We start from the raw sequence: 18,196 nt of genomic DNA on the forward strand, positions 1-18,196 counted from the left end.
CTTAAAATCTATCTAGCAAACCGGTGCTCAGGAAGCAGGGTTGGCTTTCTGCGCGGGCGCGGATTTGGCACCCGGGTTCAGCGGATCATCCTGACGCTGGACGGAGCCTTCGAAGTGCGCGCCGCTTTCGATCGCGATGGTCTTGTGGATGATGTCACCCTCAACCCGCGCAGTTGATGTCAGGCGTACCTTCAAGCCGCGCACACGGCCTACGATGCGGCCGTTGATGACCACGTCATCGGCAATCACTTCGCCTTTGATGGTCGCTGTTTCGCCGATGGTCAGCAGGTGCGCGCGAATGTCGCCCTCTACTGTGCCTTCAACCTGAATATCACCGGTTGTTTTCATGTTGCCGGTGACGTGCAGGTCGGCTGACAGCACAGAGGCCGGAGGCTTGGCCTTGGGGGCGCTGGCCTTGAATTCACTCGGCTTTTGCGAAGATGCCGACGCCGGTGGCGCAGAGGACGCAGGAACTGCGGGCTTTGCGTTGTCTGTACTACCGGAACCCGGTTCGTTTATTTTGCTCTTAGAAAACATCGTTTGCTGCCTTGATATAGATCATTGGATTGACGGCCTTGCCACCTACGCGCACTTCGTAATGTAGATGCACGCCGGTTACCCGTCCTGAAGCACCCATATCACCAATTCTGTCGCCACGCGACACTCTTTGACCAACCTTGACGCGCATTTTTGACATGTGCGCATAACGTGTTTCGATGCCAAATTCGTGCTGGATTTTGACCAAACGTCCATATCCTGAGCCCCAACCGGCGTGAGTCACAACACCGTCCGCTGTTGCATAGAGCGGGGTGCCAGTGCCTGCGGCAAAATCAACTCCGCTGTGCATCCTGCGTCCGCCGGTTTTCGGGTCGCGGCGGAAGCCGAATTTGGACGTAAAGCGGAAAGCGTCCTTCACAGGATTCGCAAACGGCGCTTTGGAGGCGGCGAGGCGGTAGAGGTTCAGCCGATCCATTTGGTTCAACAAGCGGTTTGCACGCAGCGTGTCAGTGGTCGGCTGCTCACCGCGTGTGGTAAAGCTAAGCGGGGTCAGCGGGCCACCCTGACCGGAATAGCCACGGCGCACGGTTTCCAGAATACGCTCTGTCGGCATGCCCGCCGCGCGGAACATCCGGTCCAGCGGGGCAACAGATACGGTCATCGCTTCCTCTAACTGTCGGAAGATCGCATCGTTCTGTTCCTGCATGACGGTGATTTTCTGGTTCAACTCGTCCGCCATCAACAGCGCGTCTTGCGAATCCAGGATGACTTGATCGCGCTCTTTTGCGGTGCGGGCCAGCGCGTCAGAAAGAAAGTCCATCGGCGCGGTATTTGCCGCGACCTGAACAGAACCGCCATTTTCAGATTGCAACATGGCAACCTGACTGCGTGCTGTTTCCCGGTCTTTCATTGTGTCGCGCAGGGTCGACTGGATCACGTCGATGCCGGTTTCCAATTCGCGGCGGCGTGTCTCGGACGTAAGCAGTTCGGATTGCATGACGGAAATTTGGGCGAGGGCGGCATTGAAACGCTCTTGCGCGGCCAGCGCCTCTTCGGCGCGCGTGTCTCGCTGGGCGCTCAGATCGTTCAGACGGGCCTGATAAGTCCGCTGGTCACGCTTTGCCTGCTCGCGGAAATTGCCAGAGCCGATGCTGTCCATCAGGATAACGGCCGTTGCAATAATAGCCCAGGCAACCAACAAAGATGATCCCGCCAGCGCTACAAGCTGTGTGCCGGGACGCAAGCGGATAAACCGAGTGTCATTGTCAGATTTCAGAAATACGCGCCGTTCCGGAAAATATTGCTCCAGAAATGCAGTGGTTTTAATCGCGAGCTTTGTACGCACGTGTGTTTTTCCCTTCGGTCCCCTCGCGGATTTGTGTGTCCCTCACAACTCCGTTAACGGTTTTGCAATAACTACCGCAGGGGCATCGGGCAACCCTTCCGACCCATCACGACGAACCACCGCCGCTTTCTGTGTCATATGGGCAAAAATCCGCCTACTTCAGTGGATTGAGCCCTTATGTTCAGGCGTCTTGCGCAAGAGGCCAGTAAAAATCGGGCGGAATACCCGCTTCGGCACGTTTTTCCTCGTTGAAGGGTGGTTTGAGATTCCCGTGGAAATACTGTCGCACAAGCGCATGGAATTTTGGCGTGGGGTCCAGGCCGTGACGACCACATAAATAGTGGAACCATTTAGATCCGTAGGCCACGTGATGCACTTCTTCGGCGTAGATAATCTCAAGCGCTTCAACAGCTTGGGTGGCTTTCGCCTGTTTGAATACCTTGATCATATTTGGCGTTACATCCAACCCGCGCGCTTCCAGAACCATGGGCACAACCGCAAGACGGCCCATATGATCATCTGCTGTGTCCTGCGCTGCGCGCCACATTCCTGCATGAGCAGGCAAGGCGCCGTAATGACTGCCCTCCGCTTCAAGGCAGTCACACATCAAATTGAAATGCTTTGATTCTTCATCGGCGGCTTTCACCCAGTCGTCATAATACCCGATGGGCATATCCACATCGCAGAACCGGGCGATGATGTCCCAGTGCAGATCAACTGCATTCAGCTCTATGTGCGCAACCGCATGAAGCATGGCAATGCGTCCCTCCGGTGTGCCGGGTTTGCGGTGGGGTACGTCACGCGGGCTGAGCAGGTCAGGCTTGGCCGGGCGCGCAGGCTGCATCGGCGGTTTGGCGGTGCCGATCTCTGGGCTGTCTCCATCAGCGCGTGCCGCGCGCCATTGCGCTGCGAACTCGTGTGATAGCGCGGTTTTCTCGCGCCCGTCCGCTGTCCTCAGAACCGCCTCCGCCATCTGCGCCAGTGCAATCATAGCGCGCGTACCGCTTCCAGCACTTCTTCGACATGACCCGCTACTTTTACCTTGCGCCAGATGCGGGCAATGTCACCATTGGAATCGATCAGATAGGTCGCGCGTTCGATCCCCATGGATTTCTTGCCGTACATATTCTTTTCGACCCAAACGCCATAGGCTTCGGTCACTGTACCTTCTTCGTCAGACAGCAGCGGCACACTCAGATCATGTTTTGCGGTGAATTTGTCATGCTTGGCCATCGTATCACGCGAAATGCCGAACACCTTTGCGCCCGCGTCCCTGAACGCGTCCAGATGCTGCGAAAAGCCGATGCTTTCCTTGGTGCAGCCGGGGGTGTCGTCACGCGGGTAGAAAAACAGCACAACAGGCCCGCCTTTCAGCGCGCTCAGGGTAATGTCACCACCGCCTGTCACGGGTAGGGTGAAATCGGGGGCGGTGTCGGAAATCTCTGGCATATCAAACTCGCATCTGTGATTGGCGCGCCCTTGGAGGCTGCGCGCACCTCTGTCATAGTGGGGCAGGGTCGAAGCAATTCAACCCATGCCGCATGTGGTGTAACACCCTTTACCAGTGACCGGAACCAGATGGCCGATACATCCCCGCCAACGTCTGCAAAGCCGCCCCGCCGAAAACGCGGCTGGTTTTTGTTGGTGCTGGGGGTGTTTAACGCGATCTGGTCGTTGCTTGTGCTGACGCTTGTGGCGCTGGTGGGGGCCGTCTATTTCTTTTATGATCGCCCTGTTGTCATGCCCAACTGGGTTGAACAGCGCATCGAGCAGCGGCTAGTCACCGAATTTCCGCAGGTTAATATCACCTTTGGTGAATTGCGCCTGCTGATGGAAGAGGGCTGGCGACCGCGGGTGCGTCTGCGCGATGTTGCGGTCGCAACGCCCCAAGGCCGTGAACTGATCCGTTTTTCCGAGGCGCGCGTGCGCCTGTCGATGGAATCTCTGCGCAAGGGCAGCCTGCAACCGGCCGAGGTGGCGTTGCGCGGTGTATTTGCCACATTGATCCGTGAACAGGACGGCAGCATTGCTTTGCAGACCGGCATTGCGACACCCACGCAACAAACGGGAAAAGTAGCAAAACTAGGCGACGTGGTCAGCAGGATGGACGAATTCTTGCAACAACCGGGGCTGGTCGCGCTCGACAATGCCGAGTTGCGCGGGCTGACCCTGCAATTTATTGATCGGCGGGCCGGCCGCGCCTTCACCCTCGACGGGGGGCGCATCATCGCAGAACGAAAAGACGGCGCGCTGGTGGTGAATGCCGATCTTGCCTTGCTGGCAGACGGGGCGGGGGTGACCACGCTTGCGGCGAACTTTACCAGTCCTATCGGCGCGCCGGAGGCCCAGTTCGGCGTGCGCCTTGTGGATGCTTCTGCCGCCGACATCGCCACGCAGAGCCCTGCATTTGCATGGCTGGGCGCGTTGCGTGCGCCTATTTCGGGCGCGGTACGCTCGGGGGTACGCGCGGACGGCACGCTTGCGCCGCTCAGCGCTAGTTTGCAAATCGGTGCAGGCGCTGTGCAGCCGAACGATGGCACGCGTCCGATCCCGTTTGAATCTGCGCGCAGTTATTTCACCTATGATGCGGCACGCGATCTGCTGCGTTTCGACGAACTGTCGGTGCGCAGCAAGTGGGTCACCGCACGTGCCAACGGCTCTGCCACCTTGACAGGTTTGAAGACAGGCGCATTGGAGGCGCTGGTGGGCCAGTTCACCATCAGCGAACTGCGCGCCGATCCGATGGACTTTTACCCCGATCCCGTCGAACTGGACGGGGCAGAGATCGACTTTCGCCTGCAAACAGCGCCGTTCAAGCTCGACATCGGGCGGTTGGATATCTTTGATCAGGGGCAGACACGCCATGCGTCGGGCACTCTCAGCGCTGAACCGGCGGGCTGGAACGTATCGCTGGATGCGCGCGCGGATACCATCACGCCAGCGCGGATCATGGCGCTGTGGCCCGAGGGGGTAAAAGCGAAAACCCGCAAATGGCTGGCTGAAAATCTGATTGCCGGTGATATCAACAATGCCGATTTTGCCTTGCGGATCGAACCTGCGCAAAAACCACGGCTTTTTCTGGCGTTTGATTATCAGGATGCGGAAGTCAGATTTCTGAAATCCCTGCCGCCGGCCAAGCGCGCACGCGGCCACGCAAGCCTTGATGGCACGCGATTTGTCGTTTCGGTTGATGAAGGTGTCGTTCAGGCAGGAACTGGCGGTGAGGTGCGGGTTGAGCGGACCGCCTTCATCATTCCCGATACCAGCGTAACAGGGGGCGCGCCTGCTGTGGTGCGCCTGAATGCAACGGCGCCGGTTACCGCCGCACTATGGACACTGGACCAGCAGCCGATGCAGGTGATGCAGCGCGCGGGCCTGCCTGTTGATCTGGGCGAGGGGCAGGCGGTGGTGTCTGGCACGTTGTCTTTCCCGCTCAAACGCGGCAGCGGCACCAGTGCGGTAGTCTTTGACGTCAGCGGTGATCTGTTGAACCTTGCCAGCACCAAGCTGATAAAAGGCCGCAGACTGGCCTCCGAGCGCATGACGCTGACGGCCAGCAACACAGGTGTCGAGATCGCAGGGCAGGGTACGCTGGACGGTGTGGCGTTTGACGGGCGCTGGCAGCAGCCAATTGGTGAAGGCGCGTCAAAAAGTACCCTGCGCGGCACTGCGCAGATCACCCCGCAAGCATTGGCCGCGTTTAACGTGGCATTGCCCGAGGGCATGTTGAGCGGTTCAACGAATGCGGACATCGGAATTGATTTTGCCCGCGGCACCGCCCCGCAGATGACCCTACGGTCCGACTTGCAAGACGCAACCGTGCAGATCCCGCAACTGGGCTGGCGCAAATCCGCGGGGGCAAGAGGCGCGCTGGATATGAACATCCGCCTGGGGGCAAAACCTGCTGTCACCGCGATCAGTCTTGATGCGGCAGGGCTTTCGGCCAAAGGCAATATCACGCTGGCTGCCGGCGGCGGTCTGGCTGCGCTGGAGCTGGATCGTTTGCGCCTTAACAGCTGGCTGGATGTGCAGGCCGCCCTTGTCGGCCAGGGTGCAGGGCGCGCACCGCAGGTGGTCGTGCGCGGCGGGCGTCTGGATTTGCGCAACGCCACATTCGGCACGGGCGGCGGCAACGGTGCTGGTGGTGTTTCCGGTCCGCCCGGGCCGCCCATGCGTGTCCGTTTGGACCGGTTGCAAATATCCGATACAATCTGGCTTCAGGGGCTGGCCGGAGACTTCAAGACCACCGGCGGCCTTGATGGCCCGTTCGAGGCGCGCATCAATGGCGGCACAGGCATTTCAGGCCGCATTGTCCCCCAAAGGGGCCGCATCGCTGTGCGGGTCAGCTCGGCGGATGCAGGCGGCGTGCTGCGCTCGGCCGGCGTGTTGCAACAAGCGGTCGGCGGCACGCTTGATATGTCACTGTTGCCCGTGGGCAGCGGCGGGGCATTTGACGGACGGCTGAAGGTCGAGGGAATCTCGATCAAGGATGCGCCGTCCATGGCCGCGCTGGTCAATTCATTGTCGGTCGTGGGTCTGGTTAATGAAATGAACGGCGATGGTATCTATTTCGAAGAGGTCGAGGCCGAATTTCGTCTTACTCCCGGTCGCATGACACTGCGCCGTGGCAGCGCGGTGGGGGCATCGCTCGGCCTGTCGATTGACGGGGTCTTTGCCACCGATACGGGCCAGATTGCGATGCAGGGGGTGATCACGCCTGTTTATCTGCTCAACGGTATCGGCTCGCTGCTGACGCGCAAAGGCGAGGGGCTGCTTGGTTTTAACTATACACTGACGGGGGCGGCGAAAAACCCCAAAGTGGCGATCAATCCGCTTTCGGTGCTGGCACCGGGGGGGCTGCGCGACATTTTCCGCGCCCCGAAAACGCAATTGCCCCGCGTGGACGGCGAAACAGCGCCACCCCCACAGCCGCGTGAAAAATCGCCCGTTGATCGCGGCTACGAAGGCCGCTAGGGGCAGGCGCATGAAACTGAGTGATTTTGATTTTGACCTGCCCGAAGAGTTGATTGCCGTGCGTCCCGCGCAGCCGCGCTCGTCCGCACGTTTGCTGGTGGCGCAGGGTGACGTGATCCATGATGCCCATGTGCATGATCTGGTGGACTGGTTGCGCGCGGGCGACCGTCTGGTGCTGAATGACACGCGCGTGATCCCCGCGCGCCTGTCCGGCCTGCGCCACCGCGATACGGCCCAAGGGCGCGTTGCCGCCAAGATCGAGGCAACCCTGCTGGAGCCGCAGGCGGATGCGGGTGTGTGGAGCGCGCTGGTCAAGCCGTTGAAGAAACTGAAAGCAGGCGAAGAGATTGTGTTCTCCGACGATCTGCGCGCCACATTCGAGAACATCAGCGACGGGCTGGCCTATCTGCGGTTCAATTTAACGGATGAGGGTTTTGACACTGCGCTGAATGCGGCAGGCGCCATGCCGTTGCCCCCCTACATCGCGGCCAAACGCCCGGCCGATGCGCAGGACAAGACCGATTATCAAACCGTCTGGGCCAAGACGGCAGGGGCAGTTGCCGCGCCCACGGCCTCGCTGCATTTCGACGCGCCTTTGCTAGAGGCGCTGCGCGACATCGGGGTCGAGTTTACCTATGTCACGCTGCATGTGGGCGCGGGTACATTCCTGCCCGTAAAGGTCGATGATATTGCCGATCACAAGATGCACGCCGAATGGGGGCAGGTCAGCGCGCAGGCCGCAGCCGAAATCGTAGCCACCAAAAAAGCAGGCGGGCGGATCATTCCCGTTGGCACCACCGCTTTGCGTCTGATCGAAACAGCAGGCCAGGGCGGCAGCATCGCACCGTGGGAAGGCGATACAGACATCTTTATCACCCCCGGCTTCCGCTTTAACGTCGCGGATGCGTTGATGACGAATTTCCATTTGCCGCGCTCGACCCTGATGATGCTCGTTTCTGCGCTGATGGGTCAAAACACAATCCGCGCGATTTATTCCCACGCGGTGCGCAACAAGTATCGATTCTTCTCTTACGGAGACGGATCACTCCTGATACCGCCGCGCAAAAGCGACTGAACGAGTCGCCTACAGACCCGACACCGCCGGCGCGCAGCCGTTAGGGGTGATTTGATTTTACAGGAGCCGCATAATGTTTCAGGTCCTCTCAAGCGCATGGGCGCTCTTGTTCGGCATGTTTCTTTTGATGGTCGGTAACGGCATGCAAGGCACTTTGCTGGGTATCCGTGGCCAGATCGAAGGATTCGACACCTTCATGATGTCGATTGTGATGTCGGCTTATTTCGTCGGCTTCCTTGGCGGATCGCGGCTTGCGCCCAAGATGATCCGGCGGGTGGGTCACGTTCGGGTATTTGCGGCCCTTGCTTCGGCCATCTCTGCAGTGATGATCCTGTATCCCACATTTCCCAATGTCGCTTTGTGGACCCTGGGGCGCGTGCTGATCGGGTTCTGCTTTTCGGCGGTCTATGTGACGGCGGAAAGCTGGCTGAACAACGCCGCTGACAATACCAACCGCGGTCAGGCCCTGTCCCTCTATATGATCGTCCAGACCTTGGGCATCGTCGCTGCGCAAGCGCTGCTGCTGTCTGCCGATCCGGGGGGGTTCATCCTGTTTGTTATTCCTTCCGTCCTGGTGAGCATCGCCATCACCCCGATCCTGCTGTCCATCAGCCCAACACCGGCCTTCGAGACGACCAAACCGATGAGCCTGAAAGAACTGATGGGGTTCTCGCCGCTTGGTTGTGTGGGTATGTTTATTCTTGGCGGCATCTTTTCGGCACAGTTTGGCATGTCGGCGGTATACGGTGCCGAGGCAGGGCTGAGCGTTGCACAGATTTCAACCTTTGTTGCGACATTCTTTATCGGCGCTGTTGTGCTGCAATACCCCATCGGCTGGATTTCCGACCGGATGGACAGACGTTTTCTAATCATCATCGTTTCCGTCATCGGCGGGGCGGGATCGGTCATGGGGATGATGCTGGGTCATGTCTTTGGATTGCTGCTTGTCTCTGCCTTTGTCATCGGTGGCATGGCCAATCCGCTTTATTCCCTGCTGATCGCGCACACCAACGACTTTCTTGAGCATGACGACATGGCAGCCGCCTCGGGAGGGTTGATCTTTATCAACGGGCTGGGCGCAATTCTGGGGCCGATGATCACCGGTTGGATGATGGGCACATCACTGGGGCCGGGCGGTTTTTATCTGTTCACGGCGCTATTGTTTGGGGCGATGATCCTTTACGCCGGTTACCGCTCAACCGTGCGCCCTGCCGTGCCTGCGGACGAAACAGGCTCTTTCGTGCCAATGGGTCCGACAGCCACATCTGTGGCAATGGAAATCGCGCAGGAATACGCGATCGAAACCGAAATAGAAGAGGAAGAAGCCCAGGAAGCCGCCACTTGAACCGGCGAATTCCTGCCCTCTAAAGGAAACATGTGGTCATTTACGACAGATGATTGCGCTAAATGTAACCGTTTGTCGTAAAACGTGTGTATTAATATAGTTAAATCTGTCCTTTACTGGTGGAGCTAGGCGCTTTGTAAAGAAGAGGAGATAGCTATGGTTGGTCCTGAAAAGGTACTTGAGTTCTGGTTAGACCGTGTCGGACCGAAGGGTTGGTACGCAGTCGACGACGCCGTGGACAGTGAAATCCGCGAAACGTTTATGGCCGCGTGGGAAGAACTCCGCGATGGCGGGCTGACCGAGTGGCTGACTTCCGCGTCCGGTGCGCTGGCCTATCTGATCGTCGCTGACCAATTCTCGCGCAATATGTTCCGTGGCTCCGGCAAGGCTTTTGCGCTGGACCCGATTGCCCTTGCGACAGCCAAGCAGGCAATCTGCAAAGGATGGGATATGAAGATTGATCCGCCTGCGCGCCAGTTTTTTTACCTGCCGCTGATGCATTCCGAAAGCCTGTGCGATCAGGACCGTTGTGTGCGGCTGATGCACGAGCGGATGCCAGAGGAGGGGAGCAACAACCTGTTACATGCCCAAGCCCACCGCGAGGTAATCCGCCAGTTCGGTCGCTTCCCCTATCGCAACGAAGCGCTTGACCGCGTCGATACGCGCAGCGAGCGTGACTACGCGGCCCGTGGCGGATATTCGCACACAGTGCGTCAGCTAAAAGCCGATCTTGCTGCTTAAGGAACGAACCGGCAGGCTGAACCGTTTTCTTGATAGATAGAACCTATCGAGGAGACGCAAGATGTCTGCATTTTTCCTTCGCTGGCTTTCGGTCGCAGCCCTGATCGTAGGCGCAATCGTCCTTACTTTTCCGAATTTCGGCCCGTGGGCCGATGGAATTTCGGGGCGCGCCCATTTTATGATCCCCATCGCCTATTTCCTGATGGTTGCAGGGGCCGTCGGCCTGTCCGTGGGCTGGTTCCTGAAACAGCGAAAGCGATGATCGCACTCACGCTCACCATTGCCGCGAATTCGGAGATAGTTTAACGATAAACTATAAATTTGTTAGCGCGAGGTGACCCATGGCCGAAACTTCCTATGATCTGATTGTGATTGGTGCAGGGCCGGGGGGCTATGTCGCCGCCATCCGTGGCGCGCAACTTGGCATGAATGTCTGTATCATCGAGCGTGAAAATCTGGGCGGCATTTGCCTGAACTGGGGATGTATCCCGACAAAGGCAATGTTGCGATCATCCGAAGTGTTCCACCTGATGCACCGCGCAAAGGAATTCGGCCTCAAGGCGGATGGCATTGATTATGATCTGGACGCCGTAGTCAAACGCTCGCGCAAGGTGGCGGGGCAGCTTTCGGGCGGGATCGGGCATCTGATGAAGAAGAACAAAATCGCCGTGATCATGGGGGAGGCGACAATACCCGCCAAGAGTAAAGTCACTGTCAAAACCGAAAAAGGCACCGAAAACCTGACCGCGGAGAACATCGTGCTGGCCACTGGAGCGCGCGCGCGCGAATTGCCGGGGCTGGAGGCGGACGGCAAGCTGGTCTGGACCTATCGCCACGCCCTGCAACCCCCACATATGCCCAAAAAGCTGCTGGTCATCGGATCAGGCGCAATCGGCATTGAATTCGCCAGCTTTTATAACACGCTGGGCGCTGATACGACCGTGGTCGAAGTGATGGACCGCGTCCTGCCTGTTGAGGACGCGGAAATCTCGGCCTTTGCGAAGAAGGCATTCGAGAAGCAGGGCATGAAGATCATGCAAAAAGCGATGGTCAAAAAGCTTGATCGCGCCGGCGACAAGGTGACTGCACATATCGAAGTTGGCGGTAAGATCGAAAAGCAGGAATTCGACACGGTGATCAGTGCTGTGGGCATTGTCGGCAACGTCGAAAACCTCGGCCTTGAAGAGCTGGGCGTGAAGATCGACCGCACCCACGTCATCACCGATGAATACTGCCGTACCGGTGTTGAAGGGCTGTATGCGATTGGTGACATCGCGGGCGCCCCATGGCTGGCGCACAAAGCATCGCACGAGGGTGTGATGGTGGCCGAACTGATCGCAGGCAAGCACCCGCACCCCGTCAAACCCGAAAGCATCGCAGGATGCACCTATTGCCATCCGCAGGTTGCATCGGTGGGCTATACCGAAGCCAAAGCCAAGGAGCTTGGCTACAAAATCAAAGTGGGCCGCTTTCCGTTCATCGGCAATGGTAAGGCCATCGCGCTGGGTGAAGAAAGCGGGATGATCAAAACCATCTTTGACGAAAAAACCGGTGAACTGCTTGGCGCGCACATGATCGGGGCCGAAGTGACCGAGTTGATTCAGGGCTATATCGTGGGCCGCCAGCTTGAAACCACTGAAGAAGACCTGATGAACACCGTATTCCCGCATCCGACCCTGTCGGAAATGATGCATGAATCAGTGCTGGATGCCTACGGAAAAGTCATCCACATGTAAGCCATGACAGCGCGCAGTTTACATGTGTGGCCCGCGTGGACAGGGCAGGCGCGCCGGCGCTTGTTCTGGCGAAGCTACGCAGTGGGGATATCTGGGCGACGGTCGATATCTTCCACGCCGCCACCAACCTTTCGTATCACTCGATTGCGCTAGGCGGCGCGCGCGTCCTTGTGCTTGACTAGGATGCGGATGACGCCGTCGCGCTGCTGGCCGATGGACCGCCACTGGCTTCCTCGCGGGTGCGCGGTTGGCGCGCTTTCCTGCTGGTGGTCTTTTTATATAAGGCATGGGTGCCGCCCAGCCCTTTTGCGGTCTATTTGCAACCGGTGAAATCCCACAGTCTGGCCAACAAAGATTAACCAGCCGCGATTGCGCTGGACCCCCCTCCGCCGCACTGACATACTCAACTTATGGTAAGTCTCAATCGCGTCATCATGGGGCCTGCATCACGCAAGATGATTCAGGACCTCGAACCGCAGCGCCTGAAGGCGGCCGAGATTTCGGGCCACTACGGCGAGCAGTTTGATTTCAAAAGCTACGAACAATTCCGCTACCCCGAATATGACATTTGCGCGGGTCCCTACATTGATCCCGAAACCGGCAAGCCGCGCAAATTCGATCTGATCCTTGCCAATCAGGTTTGGGAGCATCTGGACCGCCCCTATTTGGCCACCAAACATGTGCGCCAGATGCTCAAGAAAGGCGGCAAATTCTGGGTTGCGGTACCGTTTTTTGTACCGTTCCACGCAGCGCCGATGGATAATTCACGCTGGTCCGCGCGCGGGCTCAAAAATTTCCTGATCGAGTGCGGTTTCGAGGAAGATCTGATCCAGTCGTTCCAATGGGGCAACCGCCACGTGGCGCAGCGCAACCTGGAGGAAAAGTGGCCGCCGGAATACGACGAAGTGACTGACGACATCGAAGATGATCCGATGATGCCGATCTGCGCATGGGCCATGGCCGAGCGTAGCTGATGACTGTCGAAGCATGAAGGGATCTTGGCCGCTGATGCTGGCGCTTTGGGGGGCGGGCCTGGGCGCGGCGATGCAATACGCCAAAATTTCAGCGATCTATGATCTGCTGGGCGGGGTATATCCCGACGGGGGCGCGGCCTTGGGCTGGCTGGTGTCAGTTGTCGGCGGGGTGGGCATTGTGCTGGGTGTGGTATCGGCCATGCTGGTGGCGCGCATCCGCTATCGCCGCTCGCTGCTGTGGGCGCTGTGGTTGGGGGCTGCGGTATCATTGGGGCAGGCGATGCTGCCACCGCTGCCTGTCATGCTGGCCCTGCGGCTGGTTGAGGGCGTATCACACCTCGCGATCGTTGTCGCGGCGCCCACCCTGATTGCACAGATCGCCACAGACCGGCAGCGCGGTCTGGCGCTGACCCTTTGGGGCACGTTTTTCGGCGTTGCCTTTGCCGTTATGGCATGGGGCGGACGGCCTCTGGCAATAGGGGCGGGGATACCTGCGCTTTTCGGGCTGCACGCTGTCTATATGGCGGTTTTCGCGCTCTACCTCGGCTCACGCCTGCGCCGCCTGCCGGTCGAGGATGCGCCGCCGGAATTGTCGTTGCGCACGGTATTTGCCACCCATTCCACCATCTACCGCTCGGCATATATCTCTGCGCCTGCGATTGGCTGGCTGTTTTACACGTTCTGCTTTGTGTCAATGCTGACCGTTCTGCCGCCCTATCTTGATCCGTCAATCCGCGCGTTGGTGATGGGGGCGATGCCGTTGACCAGTATTGCTGTTTCCATGACGCTCGGGGTCGCATTGCTGCGCGTTTTTCCTGCCGTGCAGGTCGCGATGCTGGGCTTTGGACTGTCGTCGGTGTGTATGCTCTGGCTGTGGCTGGTTCCGGCAGACCCGCTGGCCTGTCTGGCCGTTGCGGGGGCAATCGGGCTGATACAGGGGGCCAGCTTTGCAGCGGTGCCGCAATTGAACACCAACACAACCACGCAGACGCAAGCCAATGCGGCCATGGCGCAGATGGGCAACCTTGGCAACACACTGGGCACGCCGGTGATGGCCATGGCGTTGGTCGGCTGGGGCTATGCCAGCCTGCCGGTTCTTGCGGGCAGCGCCTTTACCCTCGGCTTGATCCTGCACATCTTACTGTCCGCCCTGCGCAGAAAAACCTGATGTTTACTGTTTGTTCACTTTTTCGCATTGGAGAATCCCGCCACCGCCCCTATATCCGATAGGAACCACGGGGGTGCCGGAATGGCTGAGCTGAAGAACATCGAAGTGCGCGGCGCGCGCGAACATAATCTGAAAAACATCGACGTGGATATCCCGCGCGATCAACTGGTAGTGATTACGGGGCTGTCCGGCTCTGGCAAATCGTCGCTGGCGTTTGACACGATCTATGCCGAAGGGCAGCGCCGCTATGTCGAAAGCCTCAGCGCCTACGCGCGCCAATTCCTTGATATGATGCAGAAACCCGATGTGGATCACATCTCGGGCCTCAGCCCCGCGATTTCGATCGAGCAAAAGACGACCTCGAAAAACCCGCGCTCGACCGTTGGCACCGTCACCGAGATTTACGATTATATGCGTCTGCTGTTTGCCCGTGTCGGTACGCCGTATTCCCCCGCAACCGGCAAGCCGATCGAGGCGCAGCAGGTGCAGGACATGGTCGACCGGATCATGGGGATGGAGGAAGGCACACGCGCCTATCTACTGGCCCCGATCATTCGGGATCGTAAGGGCGAATACCGCAAGGAATTCCTCGAATTGCGCAAATCCGGTTTTCAGCGGGTAAAAGTGAACGGCGAATTCCACGATCTGGACGAGCCACCCACGCTGGATAAGAAATTCCGCCACGACATTGATGTCGTGGTCGACCGCCTTGTGGTGCGTGAAGGGCTGGAAACGCGGCTCGCCGACAGCCTGCGCACAGCACTGGACCTTGCCGATGGTATCGCGATCCTTGAAACCGCGCCCAGTGATGGGGAGGCAGAGCGTTTTACCTTCTCGGAGAAATTTGCCTGCCCCGTCAGCGGCTTTACCATCCCCGAAATCGAGCCACGCCTGTTTTCATTCAACGCCCCCTTCGGCGCATGCCCGACCTGTGATGGTCTGGGCAAAGAGCTGTTCTTTGACGAACGCCTTGTTGTGCCTGATCAGAACCTGAAAATCTATGACGGTGCGCTGGCGCCGTGGCGCAAGGGCAAAAGCCCCTATTTCAAGCAAACGATCGAGGCAATCGCTAAGCACTATGGCTTTAGCCAGTCCGCCAAATGGAAAGACCTTGACCCGAAAATCCAGCAGGTTTTTCTGTACGGATCCGGCAAGGAAGAGATTAAGTTCCGCTATGACGAGGGCGGACGGGTGTATGAGGTGAGCCGTGTTTTCGAGGGGGTGATCCCTAATATGGAACGTCGCTACCGCGAGACAGACAGCAACTGGATTCGTGAAGAGTTTGAACGCTACCAAAACAACCGCGCCTGCGGCACCTGCGAGGGCTATCGCCTGCGCCCCGAAGCATTGGCCGTGAAAATCGGCAAGCCCGACAATTTGCTTCACGCAGGGCAGGTTGTGCAAATGTCTATCCGCGAGGCGTACGAGTGGTGCAACACTGTGCCAGAAGCGTTGACGGTCCAGAAAAACGAGATTGCAAAAGCCATTCTGAAGGAAATCAGAGAGCGTCTAGGATTCCTGAATAATGTTGGATTAGAGTATCTTACACTTGCACGTTCAAGTGGTACATTAAGCGGCGGCGAAAGCCAGCGCATCCGTCTTGCGTCCCAAATCGGCTCTGGCCTGACGGGTGTTTTGTATGTGCTGGATGAACCGTCCATCGGTCTGCACCAGCGCGACAATGACCGCCTGTTGCTAACGTTAAAAAACCTGCGCGATCAGGGCAATACCGTAATCGTGGTTGAACACGACGAAGAGGCGATCCGCGAGGCGGATTATGTCTTTGATATCGGTCCGGGTGCGGGTGTGCACGGCGGGCAGGTCGTCAGCCATGGCACCCCCGACCAAGTTGCAGCAGACCCGAATTCTATTACAGGTCAGTACCTTACCGGTGTGCGCCAGATCGAGGTTCCGGCAAAGCGCCGCAAGGGAAACAAGAAGAAGCTGCAAGTGGTCAAAGCCACGGGCAACAACCTTCAGAACATCACCGTAGATTTTCCGCTCGCAAAATTCGTCTGTGTGACGGGCGTTTCAGGTGGCGGGAAATCAACGCTGACCATCGAAACCCTGTTCAAAACCGCATCCATGAACCTGAATGGCGCGCGCCAGACGCCCGCACCCTGCGAGACTATCAAAGGGTTGGAGCATCTGGACAAGGTCATCGACATTGACCAGCGCCCCATCGGGCGAACTCCGCGTTCGAATCCAGCGACTTACACAGGGGCGTTCACCCCGATCCGTGACTGGTTTGCCGGCCTGCCGGAAGCCAAAGCGCGCGGTTATAAACCCGGTCGGTTCAGCTTTAACGTCAAGGGCGGACGTTGCGAAGCCTGTCAGGGTGACGGTGTGATCAAGATTGAAATGCACTTCCTGCCCGATGTCTACGTGGAATGCGAAACCTGCAAAGGCGCGCGGTATAACCGCGAGACGCTGGAAATCAAATTCAAGGGCAAGAGCATTGCCGACGTGCTGGATATGACTGTTGAAGATGCGCAGACCTTCTTTACGGCAGTGCCTTCGATCCGCGAAAAAATGGATGCGCTGATGCGTGTCGGGCTTGGCTATATCAAGGTCGGTCAACAGGCGACAACCCTGTCCGGCGGTGAAGCGCAGCGCGTGAAACTTTCGAAAGAACTCAGCAAACGCTCGACCGGGCGCACCCTGTATATTCTGGATGAACCAACTACGGGTCTGCACTTTGAAGATGTGCGCAAGCTGTTGGAAGTGCTGCATGAACTGGTGGATCAGGGCAATTCGGTGATTGTGATTGAACACAACCTCGACGTGGTGAAAACAGCGGATTACATCATTGATATCGGCCCTGAAGGTGGCGATGGCGGTGGGCAGGTAGTGGCCAAAGGTACGCCCGAGCAGGTCGCCGATGTGCCCCAAAGCTATACGGGCCAGTACCTGAAACCTATGCTGACGGCGCGCAGCGCGGTTGCTGCGCAGTAATCACGGCGCGGTAAGACACAGATCCAGCAGGCGGGCAAATCCGGCGGCACCAAGGCTGTCAAATTTGCCCGTCAGTTCTTTGATCTCTTCCGCACGGGCGCGGCCCAGCACCGGATCGCTGAACAGGTGGAATTTCTGCGATATATCTGAATCGCTCAGCGGTTGGTCACGGTCACCGCGCGGCGAGCGGGGGAGCGATGTGAATGATCGCCCGTCGTGACACGTCAACGTCACCTCCGCCCAGCGTTTGCCGACGGAAATCTTTGTATAATACGGGTCGTCAATCAATTGTGTGGCCGTACTGATCCGCAGGATTTCGGGGTCCGTCAGTGTTTCGGGCTGTAATTCGGTGACGCCGATCTGGCCGCGGACAATCATGCAAGCAACGGGAAAGGCGATCGAATAGCTGAATTCATCCAGCGTCGCGGGTGTGTGTCCCGCCAGCCGCGTGGCATTGTGGAAGGTTTTGATCAAAACGCCCGAAATGTCAGCGGAAGTCAGGCGGTGTTCTGTCATCAGATCCGCAGCAGCATCAATAGACGGGTGCGCCCAGCGACAACACGGGTAGGGCTTGTAACTTGTGTCCTCAACGGTGCGCCAGGCCGTGCCTAAATCCTCCCAAAACGCGGGGGCTTGCTCACAGGTGAGGGCAGGCGCGCCGGTGAACCCTTCGCGCGCCAGATAGGCTGCTGTTACACCTGATGGCGCGCCCCATCCGACACCGTCGCGCAGATTTGTCGGATGATCGATGCAGCGCATCATCTGGCTGCGGGGGCCGTGATATTCGCCTATCCCTGCCGCGTGGCGGATGTGTTGCTGCGTCAGCCCCAATGCGCGCGCAACGGCGGTTGCGATCCCTGTCGACGTCCACGCGCCGGATGTGTGATAATCGTCGCAGGTGGCATGCTGCGCCAGCCCCGCGCGATAGCTGACCTCATAAGCGATGGCGAGCCAGACGGCAAATTCTGCTCCTGTTACCGGACGCTTCACCGCATCAGCGATAGCCAGCAAAGCAGGGAATACGGCAAAGCCTGCATGCCCTTTGCAGGGGGAGGTAGTATCGTGTGCATCTACCGCATCAACGGTGAACGCACCTGCCATGGCGGCTCCCGCAGGGCTTACCACACCGCCATGCAGAATGATGCGCGATGCACCAGCGTTGCCAACACCAAACAAGGCCAGCGCGCCGCGCCGCGCTGAATCCGCCATTTGGGTGGTTGAGGCCACCGCCGCCGTGCCTATCGTATCGGTAAAAGACCGCCGCAACGTCCACAGCAGATCATCCGGCAGATCGTCGTAGTCAAGCGTGGCGGCGAACTGGTCAAAGGGTAGGGGCATGGTGACATCCTCGGGTTACACTATGCTTAACCCTAGAAGCCCCATGC

The 18,196-nt window shown here is 58.5% G+C and carries 14 protein-coding genes; 9 read left to right on the forward strand and 5 right to left on the reverse strand.

All coding sequences use genetic code 11. The features are described from left to right. Positions 1-27 precede the first annotated feature (27 nt). The 4 genes from OS189_RS02305 to OS189_RS02320 form a co-directional block, all read right to left on the reverse strand. Positions 28-537: a bactofilin family protein gene (locus OS189_RS02305; RefSeq protein ID WP_267165659.1), complete on the reverse strand. Its 510-nt coding sequence runs from the start codon at positions 535-537 to the stop codon at positions 28-30. Next, entirely contained in the window at positions 527-1,843 is a 1,317-nt protein-coding gene (locus OS189_RS02310; protein WP_267165660.1) for a M23 family metallopeptidase, read from the reverse strand. Before OS189_RS02310 ends, OS189_RS02305 begins: the two co-directional genes overlap by 11 nt. 181 nt (positions 1,844-2,024) lie before the next feature. Then, positions 2,025-2,834 carry a ferritin-like domain-containing protein gene (locus OS189_RS02315; protein ID WP_267165661.1) on the reverse strand — a complete coding sequence of 270 codons (810 nt, stop codon included), beginning with the start codon at positions 2,832-2,834 and terminating at the stop codon, positions 2,025-2,027. Then, positions 2,831-3,292, reverse strand: a complete 462-nt coding sequence (locus tag OS189_RS02320; RefSeq protein WP_267165662.1) for a peroxiredoxin — start codon at positions 3,290-3,292, stop codon at positions 2,831-2,833. The genes OS189_RS02315 and OS189_RS02320 overlap by 4 nt, the downstream gene beginning before the upstream one ends. Before the next feature lie 129 nt (positions 3,293-3,421). Between OS189_RS02320 and OS189_RS02325 the strand changes: the two genes are divergently transcribed. The 9 genes from OS189_RS02325 (at position 3,422) to uvrA (ending at position 16,811) form a co-directional block, all read left to right on the forward strand. Next, complete coding sequence (locus OS189_RS02325; protein ID WP_267165663.1) at positions 3,422-6,817, forward strand: YhdP family protein; 3,396 nt, start codon at positions 3,422-3,424, stop codon at positions 6,815-6,817. A 10-nt stretch (positions 6,818-6,827) separates the two neighbouring features. Continuing rightward, on the forward strand, positions 6,828-7,892 hold the full coding sequence (gene queA, locus OS189_RS02330) for a tRNA preQ1(34) S-adenosylmethionine ribosyltransferase-isomerase QueA (protein WP_267165664.1): 1,065 nt from the start codon (positions 6,828-6,830) through the stop codon (positions 7,890-7,892). Positions 7,893-7,965: 73 nt separating this feature from the next. Continuing rightward, complete coding sequence (locus OS189_RS02335) at positions 7,966-9,237, forward strand: MFS transporter (protein ID WP_267165665.1); 1,272 nt, start codon at positions 7,966-7,968, stop codon at positions 9,235-9,237. Positions 9,238-9,393: 156 nt separating this feature from the next. Then, on the forward strand, positions 9,394-9,978 hold the full coding sequence (locus OS189_RS02340; RefSeq protein ID WP_267165666.1) for a DUF924 family protein: 585 nt from the start codon (positions 9,394-9,396) through the stop codon (positions 9,976-9,978). A 61-nt stretch (positions 9,979-10,039) separates the two neighbouring features. Further along, a complete protein-coding gene (locus OS189_RS02345) occupies positions 10,040-10,240 on the forward strand; it encodes a hypothetical protein (protein WP_267165667.1) in 201 nt (66 codons plus the stop codon). A 79-nt stretch (positions 10,241-10,319) separates the two neighbouring features. After that, a complete protein-coding gene (gene lpdA / locus OS189_RS02350) occupies positions 10,320-11,714 on the forward strand; it encodes a dihydrolipoyl dehydrogenase (RefSeq protein WP_267165668.1) in 1,395 nt (464 codons plus the stop codon). 410 nt (positions 11,715-12,124) lie between these two features. Next, positions 12,125-12,688 carry a class I SAM-dependent methyltransferase gene (locus OS189_RS02355; RefSeq protein WP_267165669.1) on the forward strand — a complete coding sequence of 188 codons (564 nt, stop codon included), beginning with the start codon at positions 12,125-12,127 and terminating at the stop codon, positions 12,686-12,688. 13 nt (positions 12,689-12,701) lie between these two features. Then, positions 12,702-13,856, forward strand: a complete 1,155-nt coding sequence (locus OS189_RS02360) for an MFS transporter (protein WP_267165670.1) — start codon at positions 12,702-12,704, stop codon at positions 13,854-13,856. Positions 13,857-13,937: 81 nt separating this feature from the next. Continuing rightward, positions 13,938-16,811 (forward strand): excinuclease ABC subunit UvrA, encoded by a 2,874-nt coding sequence (uvrA, locus tag OS189_RS02365; RefSeq protein ID WP_267165671.1) that lies wholly within the window; start codon positions 13,938-13,940, stop codon positions 16,809-16,811. On the opposite strand, the gene OS189_RS02370 is transcribed toward uvrA, so the two are convergent. Then, positions 16,812-18,149, reverse strand: coding sequence for an MmgE/PrpD family protein (locus OS189_RS02370; RefSeq protein ID WP_267165672.1), 1,338 nt, complete (start codon positions 18,147-18,149; stop codon positions 16,812-16,814). Between the last annotated feature and the right edge of the window lie 47 nt (positions 18,150-18,196).

Source organism: Sulfitobacter sp. F26169L (assembly GCF_026410285.1).
Classification (GTDB): domain Bacteria; phylum Pseudomonadota; class Alphaproteobacteria; order Rhodobacterales; family Rhodobacteraceae; genus Sulfitobacter.